The sequence below is a fragment of the bacterium genome, from assembly GCA_035703895.1.
Classification (GTDB): domain Bacteria; phylum Sysuimicrobiota; class Sysuimicrobiia; order Sysuimicrobiales; family Segetimicrobiaceae; genus Segetimicrobium.
This window is the reverse complement of the sequence record DASSXJ010000098.1, coordinates 1-8,748: the sequence shown is the minus strand read 5'-3', so window position 1 is coordinate 8,748 and position 8,748 is coordinate 1. Positions and strand designations below refer to the sequence as shown.

Below are 8,748 nucleotides of genomic sequence, written 5' to 3'. Positions count from 1 at the left end.
CACGCCGAGGCCGAAAAAGCCGAGCGACGCGCCGGCCAGGATGTCCAGCACGAAGTCGCTCATGCCGAAGACGAGCGCCGGCACGATCACGTTGGGCAGCAGATGCCGGAACATGATGCGGGCGTCGCTGTACCCGAGGCTTCTCGCGGCAAGGATGTAGCCGCGTCCTCGAACGCCGAGCGCTTCGCCGCGGACGATCCGCGCGTAGGCCACCCAGCTGACCAGCGAGATCGCAATGTAGAAGTTCCTCAAGCCTGGGCCGAGCATGGCCACGATCGCGAGCACGAGCACGAGAAACGGGAATGCGGTGACGACGTCGATGACCCGGCCGAGGATCGCATCAGGCCAGCCCGCGTAGTAGCCCGCGAACAGGCCGATCACAACGCCCATGATGAGCGGAATGATGACGCCGATCGTCCCGATTTGGAGGTCGACCCGGGCGGCGTAGAGCACGCGCGTCAAGATATCCCGGCCGAGCTGGTCCGTGCCGAACCAGTGCGCCGCGCTCGGCGGCGTGAGGCCTTGGGCGAGCCCCAGCGCCGTCGGATCGTACGGTGCGATCAGCGGTGCGAGCGCCGCGAGCGTGGCCACCGTGAGGATCCCGACGATCCCGATGCGGAGCGGCCAGCCGGCCGTTACAAGCCACGGCCGTTGCGCCTGCCGTCCCGGCGCGACCGCGGAGACGGCGCTCATCGCTGGAAGGACACCCGTGGGTCCAGGACGGCGTACGCGAGGTCGGTGAGCAAGTTGACAAGGATGACGAGGAACGCGAGCACGAGCGTCACGAACTGGACGATCGAGTAGTCCCGGGTGAGGATCGACGTGATCAGCAGCGACCCCACGCCCGGGATGCCAAAGACCTGTTCGATGATGATCGTGCCGCCGATCAGCCAGCCGACGTTCAGGCCCAGCACTGAGATGAACGGGGTCAGCCCGTTGCGCAGCAAGTAGCTGACCAGCAGCGTGACCGGGCGGAGCCCCATCGCGAGCCCGGTCGTGACGTAGTCCGAGTCCATCACCTCGATCAGGCTGCTGCGGAGCGCGCGCACCAGGATCGGAGAGATGTGCAGCGCGATGGTCAGCGCAGGCAGCGTCAGGTGCCACATTGTGTCGAGCCCGCCCGCACCGCCGCCCCCGAGCACGAACAGCCGCACCTTGACGCTGAGCAGCAGGGCGAGCACGATGCCCAGCCAGAACGACGGGATCCCGATCGTCGCGGTGAACACGAGGCGGATCACGTGATCGACGGGGGTCTCGCGCCGGACCGCAGCGAGGGTCGCGCACGGGATCGCAATGGCGAGCCCGATCAGCGCCGCGTAGCCGATCAGCGTCAGCGTGACCGGGATCCGCTCCAGCGTGAGCGTCGACACGTTTTGCTGATAAAAGAATGACAAGCCGAAGTCGCCGCGCCACGCGTTCCCGAGAAAGTGCAGGTACTGACGCCAGATCGGGAGGTTCAGCCCGAGCTGGTTCTGCACACGCGCGATGAGTTCGGGGGTCGCGTGCTCCCCCAGGATCGCGATTGCCGGGTTGCCCGGGATGAGGCGGATCAGCATGAACACCACGATGCTGACGCCAAACAGCACGGGCAGGATCAACAGCAGCCGCCCCGCGATGTAACGAATCATCCGGCGATCGTGAGGCCTGGGATCTCAGCGCACGCTTACACGTCGGCCTCCCGGCCGGGCCGTGGCGCCGTCACCGCTTGCTCACGTTCTCGAAGCCGTACTTGCCCTGCGAGTTCGGCTCGAACCCCCCGAGGTTCGGGGAGCTCGCGTACAGGCGCGGCACGTCCACGACGTAGATCTGCGGCGCGTCGCGGCTCTCGATCCGCTGAAGCTGGGTATAGAGCGCCTGGCGCTTCTTCGGATCCAGCTCCCGGCGGGCCTGGGCGACAAGCTGCTGGGCCTCCGGGTTATTGTAGAACGTGTGCGCGGCGTGCTGCGATTTGAAGTCCATCGCCACGCCCATCAGCTCGTCGGGGTCCGGCGTGTCGTTCGTCCACGCCGCGTTATAGACAGTGTAGCGCTCGGCGTTCCGGGTCTGGATCAGCGTCGTCGTCTCGAGTTGCTCGATCTTCAACGTCACGCCGATCTGTTTGAGACCGTTCCCCCAGATCGTCGCGGCGTCGAGGAGCGTCTGGTTGCCCGACGGGAGCTGGACCGTCAGGGTGAAACCGTTCGGCACCGAGGACTTGGCGAGGAACGCCTTGGCCTTGGCCAGGTCGTACGTCATCGGGTCGGCGTTCGGATCGTAGTAGAGCGTGGTGGCGGGCAGCAGCGACTTCGCCACCGTGGCGAGGCCGAAATACACGTTCTTCGCCACGGCCTCCCGGTCGACCACGTGCGCCAGCGCGGCGCGCACGTTCACCTCGTCGAGCGGCTTGATGGTCTCGTTCAGGGTATAGCGCAGGACCGCGGTCCCGTTCACCGCATAGACCTTCTGGCCCGCCCCGCGGATCTGCTGCACCTGGTTTGGGGGCACGAAGTCGATGAGATCGACCTGGCCGGATCGCAGCTGCAGCACCCGGGTGTTGTCGTCGCCGACAACCCGCATCATGATCCGGTCGATCTTGGGCTTCCCGGGCTGCCAGTAGTGCTGGTTCTTGACGAGGGTGATCTGGGAGCCCTTCTGCCAGCTCTCCAGGGCGAACCCGCCGGTCCCGAGCGGGTGCTGGGCCATTTCCTTGCCGTACTTGTCGAACTGCGCCTTCGAGTAGATGCTAGCGGCGAACGTCGAGAGCGCGGCGAGGAGCGGCGCGAACGGCTCCGACATGTGCATGGCGATCGTCTTGTCGTCGACCTTGCTGACGGATTTCACCGGGGAGAAGAGAAAGCCCCATTCGCTCTTTTGGTCGATCGCCCGCGTGAGGGACAACACGACGTCGTCGGCCGACAGGGGCGACCCGTCGGAGAATTTCACGCCTTGACGCAGCGCGAACGTCGCGGTGAGCCCGTCGGGCGACATCTTCCACGACGTCGCGAGCTCAGGCTCTACGTCCTTGTTCGAGGGCGCGAGCTTCACGAGGCGATCGTACACCACCATCTGGGTAAAGATGGACGGATCGTCTCCGGTGGGGTACGGGTCCCACGTCAGCATGTCCGCGTTCCGCGCCATCGTGAGCGTCACGACCGCAGCGCCGGCGGAAGGGCGCGGCAACATCATGGTGACCGGCACACACAGCGACACCGCCACGAGCCAGCTGACCGCGTGCCATGCCGTGCGGCGAATCTGCATCTTTGGCCAATCTCTGCCCATACGGTCTCCCCTCCCTATGGCCGCGTGCCCCTGCACACCTTGTATTGGAGGATTCCACCCCGGTTTCCTCCGGCCTAGTCCCCGTCGATCGGCCTCCACTCAGTTGGGCCGATCGGGTGCAGGCGATGGACCGCTCTGCCCCTTCGTGCGGGCGGTCCAGATCCACGCAATGAGTGCGGCGTCGATGATGACTGGTGCGAGCACGTTCCGGGCCGTGAGCATCCCGCCTATCCAGGGGACGAGGAGAGCGACCAGGGAGATGGCCAGAGAGAAGGCCACCGCGGGCGCCAGCCCCGCGTATTTCTCCGGGGTGCGCGCAATCGCCCACAACAAGACGCCGAGCGCGAGGAAGGCGCCCGCCAGGACGAGCATCATGCCCCGATCGATGATGGTGTACCCGAACACGAGTTTCACCAGCGTGCGCGAGAGTAAGGTGAGGCCCGCCAGCAGCGCATACACGGCGGTAAGTTGCAGCGGCGTCCTAAGGCTCTCCATGATCGTCCCCCGCGTGAGACGTCGAAGACTCGCATACGCCGGATCCACATTCCGCATGCTCCTGTCCTCCGGCGCCACTCCGCGGGCGAAATTCCCCACCGCCTGATCCGGCGCCTGCTTCCACCCGGCCGTGGGCGGGAGGACGGTCGGTGAATATCGAAGATTTGCCGGCAAAATGGAGGGGGGGAAACGTCGTGAACGCGCCGCGTGCCCTTGCCGCTGGCCTGAAGCCGCGCGAGTACGTCATCGAGGAATACACGCGCACCGTCTGCCCGCACTGCTTCGCCGAGCGCCCCCGCCGGGCCGACGAGGCGGGAGTCTTCAAGGATGGGATGCTGGTCAGCCACGACGGCAGCGTCTGGCTGCGCCGATTCTGCCCGCAGCACGGCGAGACGGAATCCCTGTACGAAGAAGATGCCGTGATTTGGCGGTCCCGGGCGGGATGGGCCGCCCCAACGCTCTCCGTGACGCCGGACCGTCGCGACAACTATCTCGGATTCCCGGAAGGCTACCGCCACGGTCTGCCGGCGTCCCACGGTCAGCACACATGCATCCTGCTGCTGAACATCACCGAGCGATGCAACTACGGCTGCACGACGTGCTACGCGTCGGCGCAGTCCCCGGGGACCCCGGCGCCGCCGCGCGAGCGACCGACCGCAGATGAAATCCTGCACACGGTCAGGACGGTGATCGCCCGCGAGGGAGGCAAGCTCGGGGTGCTCATGCTCTCGGGTGGCGAACCGACGATCCGCCAGGATCTCCCTGAGATCCTGCTTCGCTTGTTAGACCTCAACATCACGCGGATCATGATCAACACGAACGGGCGCCGCATCGCACGCGACGACCGGTTCCTGGACTTCCTGCGGGAGCATCGCCGGCGAATCGAGATCTACTTCCAGTTCGACGGGCTGCGACCGGAGACGTCCCTTGCGCTGCGGAGCGAAGATGTGACGCAGGAGAAGCTCGCAGCGCTCCGGCGGCTGGACGAGGCGGGCGTGTATCTGACCCTCGTGACAACGGTCCGCCGCGGGGTCAACGAGGACGAGGTGGGGGAGATCGTCCGCCTGGGGCTGGCCACACCCCGCTGTACCGGGCTGGCGGTGCAGCCCATGTTCGGGTCGGGACGCGTGCTGCCCTATGATCCCCAAGACCGCGCCACACCGACCGGCGTCCTCCGCCGCCTAGGCCCCCAGACACAGGGGGTCGTGGAGTGGACGGACTTCATTCCGCTCCCGTGTTCGCACCGGGACTGCTGCGACATCACCTATCTCCTCAAGACGGCGGACGGGACGTGGCGGTCCCTCCCGAAGCTCATCGGCAAAGACGAGCTCAGGCAGTGGATCGGCGTCGTGTCGAATACGATCGCGTTCGATGGGGTAGGGTCGACTGTGGGCGAGATGCTGAAGTCGGGGGCCTTTCAACGGGTCTTTTCGGAGCAGCTCCCTGTGGGCGCGGTGGACCTCGCCCGGGATATTGCCAGGATGTGCGCCTGCTTGCCCGGCCTCTCGCAACTCCTGGGCGGGCTGTGGACGCTGGTGGGGGGGCAGGACCGCGCGCTCGAGCGGCTGGCCGAGCGCACCTTCCGGATCACGGTCAAGATGTTCATGGATGCGCACACGTTCCACGAGGCGCGCATCCGCCAGTGCTGCGTCCACACCGGCACTTTTGAGGACGATCCCCGCAGGTACTCCTTCTGCTGGCGCTGGCTCTTCGCCGATGCGAGCGACGGGCCGGACCCCGCAGCCGCGCCGCTGGGGGTGGTCACGGGATGAGCACGCCGCTTGGAATGCTCTTCACTGCGCTCGCCTACGTCGTGGGTGCGGTCGTGTTCTACCTGGCAGCCCGCCGCCGGGGTCTGGCGACGGAGGGGGTGGCCTACGTCGCGATCGCGGGGCTCTGCGGCGGGGTGCTGGGAGCGCGCCTGGCCGAGTGGACGTTCGGGCAGTGGCTGCTCGCCCTCCAGTACCCGGGAGCGTTCCTGAACCCCTATACAGGAGGGCGGGCGATCCTCGGGGGTATCCTCGGGGGTTGGCTTGCGGTCGAGATCGCGAAGCGCCGCCTCGGGATTCGGCGCTCGCTCGGGGATCTCTTCGCGCTTGCGCTCCCGGCGGGGGAGGCCGTGGGCCGCATCGGCTGCTTTCTGAACAGCGATTGCTACGGCACGATCTGCACGTTGCCGTGGGCAGTGTATCAGCACGGAGCGTGGCGTCATCCGGCGCAGATCTACTCATCGGCGGGCGCGGCGGCGATATTCGTGCTGCTGATCCGCCTCCGCGGGCGGCTGCCGAGGGAAGGCGACCTCTTCCGCCTCTACCTCGTCCTGGCCGGCACGAGTCGTTTTCTCGTGGAGTTCTTTCGGGTACGAACGATCGGCCCCGAAGGGCTCTCGCTCGCCCAATGGGGGGCGCTCGGCGTGATCCTGCTGGGAACGACCGGCCTCATAGCCTCGGGCCGGCATTTCCGCAGGCACCTGACCCGGCCAGCCCGCCTCCCGGCAGACGCGGTTCCATGACGGACGGGGGAAGATCGGCATGCCCCACCTGTGGCTCATTCGTCGAAAGCGACGCCGAGTTCTGCCCAAACTGCGGCATTCGGCTCAAACGAACATCCATCTGGGAAGATGTGGGAAGGGGGCTGGCGGTTGCCTTTTTTGGTTTCGTAGCGCTTCTCTTCGGCGCCGCCGGCGCCTGCCTTCTCCTGGTTGGCTCAGGGGGCTCGGTCTGGGCTATCCTCATCGGCGGCGGCCTGCTTGTGATCGCGTGGGCGGCATTCAAGGCCGCTCAGGGGACTGGAGGGCCTCGCCCGGCCCCGCGGCCCTGAGCCGCGGATCTCTACCCGGCCTCGAAGCCTGTTTCGAAAGCGGCGCGTGCAGCGACCCTCTCACGTACAGGAGGCGCTCTCCGATGAAAGCGCAGATGGAAGCAGTGCCGCATCCTCGGACGCGGGGTGAAGTCTACGAGGGGATGGCGTTTACATTCTGTAAGGCCGCGACGATTATTCTGCTGACCCAGAAGTTTGCGCTGCCCGTTGCCGCGGGCGCGGCCGCCGTCTTCTACGTTCTCGCGGACCGCCACGGGAAGAAAGACACCCGATGCATCCTTCGCCTCCCCCTCCTCATCGCGGCGTTCTGGGGAGTCGTGTGCGCCGTTTCGTTCTATGCCATCCTTCGTCCTCGAGGGTGGTGAGGCCATGCATGACCACCAAAACCGCCAAATCGTGCTGAAGAGCCGGCCCGTTGGGGCGCCGACGCCTGCGAATTTCGGCCTGACCGAAAGTCCAATACCCGAGCCGGGTGACGGCGAAGCGCTGACGCGCACGCTGTGGCTCTCCCTCGACCCCTATATGCGCGGCCGGATGAACGCCGGGAAGTCATACGCCGCGTCGGTGCCGGTCGGCGGGGTCATGGTTGGCCGTACCGTCGGAAGAGTCGTCTCGTCGCATGACTCCGGTTTCGCCGCAGGCGATATCGTGGTCGGACCAGGAGGCTGGCAAGACTACGCGGCCATTTCCGGCCGGGCGCTGCGCAAGCTCGATCCGACACTCGCTCCGATCTCCACCGCGCTGGGTGTGCTCGGCATGCCGGGCATGACCGCCTATGTTGGGCTACTCGATATCGGCCGACCGCGCCCGGGCGAGACGGTGGTCGTCTCCGCGGCGTCAGGAGCAGTCGGCTCAGTGGTGGGTCAGATTGCCAAGATCAAGGGGTGTCGTGTCGTGGGGATCGCCGGGAGCGCCGCGAAGTGCGATTACGTTGTGGACACACTCGGCTTCGATGCCTGTGTCGATCATCGCTTGCCGGAACTCAGGGCAGCGCTCAGTCGGGCCTGCCCAAATGGCATAGACATCTATTTCGAGAACGTCGGCGGTTCGGTCCAGCAGGCGGTGTGGCCGCTGCTCAACGATTTCGCACGGGTGCCGGTCTGCGGCCTCATCGCACAGTACAACGACGTGACCCCAAAGCCCGGGCCAAACCTGGGATCGGTGCTGACCAAGCGGCTCACCGTGCGTGGATTCATCGTCTCCGATCATGCCGATCGGTCAGACGAGTTCATGCGCGAGGTCTTCGCGTGGGTCCGTGAGGGCCGCATCAAGTACCGGGAAGATGTCGTTGATGGATTGGAGCGTGCCCCCGAGGCCTTGATTGGGCTGCTCCAGGGGCGCAATTTCGGCAAGCTGATTGTCCGCGTCGCGTCATAAGACATCCGCCGGTGCTCTCGCCTTCGCCAAGTCGCCTCATGGGCGCCGTCCCCAGACGGCCCACATCACCGGCGAGAGCCGAAAGAATTGTGGGTTGTCCAATCGCGCGCGATCGCGCTCGAACTCTCCTCGGTGATAAGCCCTGTCTCAACCATGTCGCGCCGCAGCTGATCAAAATTGGCTTTGTGGTGATCCGCAAACGGTGAAGCGCCGCTCCACATGAACACGCGTCCTTCAGCACGGACGTTAACTAAGCCGGAATCGCGCAGCTTGCTGGGGAGCAGCCGGCCGTACCTCACATCGACACCCTTTCTATGCAGCAGCGTGAACAATGCGGTATGCGTTTTCAGGGGATCCTCTGCCGGGTTGATGGTCGAGTCAGCCGGCATGGAAACCGCATCGAATTCTTCAGCGAGCAACACTCCTTCGGGCTTAAGGGCCGATATCATGCGCGCCAACGCGAGATCCCGCTGCGGCAGGTGCATGAGAACAAGCCGACAATGGGCGAGATCAAACGCTCGCTCCGGAAGTGGGTCAGAGGCGATATCATGCCGCAGAACCTCGACGTTTGGACGGTTGAGGAATGCGAGGTGCCGTGTGTCAATGTCGGTGGCGAGGACGCGGCCTGACGGCCCGATCCGCTCGCTGAGCCAGCGTGCAATGGATCCGTGACCGGCCCCTACCTCTAGACAGTGCCATCCTGCGCCGACACCCAAGTCGTTGAGATGACGGATCGTACCGGGATCATAGCCGGCCGAAAGAGCATCAAACCGCGATGGTGCCTCCCTTCCGGCATTA

Annotated in this window: 9 protein-coding genes; 4 read left to right on the top strand and 5 right to left on the bottom strand. The window is 65.7% G+C overall.

Annotated features, from left to right (window positions below):
- The 4 genes from VFP86_06735 to VFP86_06720 form a co-directional block, all read right to left on the bottom strand.
- Positions 1 to 693: ABC transporter permease (locus VFP86_06735; GenBank protein ID HET8999323.1), on the bottom strand; the 693-nt coding region annotated here is incomplete at its 3' end.
- Positions 690 to 1,628, bottom strand: coding sequence for an ABC transporter permease (locus VFP86_06730; protein ID HET8999322.1), 939 nt, complete (start codon positions 1,626 to 1,628; stop codon positions 690 to 692). The genes VFP86_06735 and VFP86_06730, both read right to left, overlap by 4 nt.
- Before the next feature lie 70 nt (positions 1,629 to 1,698).
- Complete coding sequence (locus VFP86_06725; protein HET8999321.1) at positions 1,699 to 3,258, bottom strand: ABC transporter substrate-binding protein; 1,560 nt, start codon at positions 3,256 to 3,258, stop codon at positions 1,699 to 1,701.
- Positions 3,259 to 3,357: 99 nt separating this feature from the next.
- Positions 3,358 to 3,810, bottom strand: a complete 453-nt coding sequence (locus VFP86_06720; GenBank protein ID HET8999320.1) for a hypothetical protein — start codon at positions 3,808 to 3,810, stop codon at positions 3,358 to 3,360.
- A gap of 137 nt (positions 3,811 to 3,947) precedes the next feature.
- On the opposite strand from VFP86_06720, the gene VFP86_06715 reads away from it, so the two are divergent.
- The 4 genes from VFP86_06715 to VFP86_06700 all read left to right on the top strand — a co-directional run bounded on the left by VFP86_06715 (position 3,948) and on the right by VFP86_06700 (position 7,950).
- The gene (locus tag VFP86_06715) at positions 3,948 to 5,525 is read left to right on the top strand and encodes a radical SAM protein (protein ID HET8999319.1); all 1,578 of its coding nucleotides are present in this window, start codon (positions 3,948 to 3,950) and stop codon (positions 5,523 to 5,525) included.
- Positions 5,522 to 6,265 carry a prolipoprotein diacylglyceryl transferase gene (locus VFP86_06710; GenBank protein ID HET8999318.1) on the top strand — a complete coding sequence of 248 codons (744 nt, stop codon included), beginning with the start codon at positions 5,522 to 5,524 and terminating at the stop codon, positions 6,263 to 6,265. Before VFP86_06715 ends, VFP86_06710 begins: the two co-directional genes overlap by 4 nt.
- A gap of 391 nt (positions 6,266 to 6,656) precedes the next feature.
- On the top strand, positions 6,657 to 6,938 hold the full coding sequence (locus tag VFP86_06705; GenBank protein ID HET8999317.1) for a hypothetical protein: 282 nt from the start codon (positions 6,657 to 6,659) through the stop codon (positions 6,936 to 6,938).
- Positions 6,939 to 6,942: 4 nt separating this feature from the next.
- Positions 6,943 to 7,950, top strand: a complete 1,008-nt coding sequence (locus VFP86_06700; GenBank protein HET8999316.1) for an NADP-dependent oxidoreductase — start codon at positions 6,943 to 6,945, stop codon at positions 7,948 to 7,950.
- Positions 7,951 to 8,015: 65 nt separating this feature from the next.
- On the opposite strand, the gene VFP86_06695 is transcribed toward VFP86_06700, so the two are convergent.
- On the bottom strand, positions 8,016 to 8,748 hold a 733-nt coding region (locus VFP86_06695; GenBank protein HET8999315.1), incomplete at its 5' end, for a methyltransferase domain-containing protein.

Coding starts and splice junctions, on each gene's coding strand:
- VFP86_06710 (HET8999318.1), top strand. CDS start 5,522: ATGAGCACGCCGCTTGGAATGCTCTTCACTGCGCTCGCCTACGTCGTG.
- VFP86_06725 (HET8999321.1), bottom strand. CDS start 3,258: ATGGGCAGAGATTGGCCAAAGATGCAGATTCGCCGCACGGCATGGCAC.
- VFP86_06700 (HET8999316.1), top strand. CDS start 6,943: ATGCATGACCACCAAAACCGCCAAATCGTGCTGAAGAGCCGGCCCGTT.
- VFP86_06705 (HET8999317.1), top strand. CDS start 6,657: ATGAAAGCGCAGATGGAAGCAGTGCCGCATCCTCGGACGCGGGGTGAA.
- VFP86_06720 (HET8999320.1), bottom strand. CDS start 3,810: ATGCGGAATGTGGATCCGGCGTATGCGAGTCTTCGACGTCTCACGCGG.
- VFP86_06730 (HET8999322.1), bottom strand. CDS start 1,628: ATGATTCGTTACATCGCGGGGCGGCTGCTGTTGATCCTGCCCGTGCTG.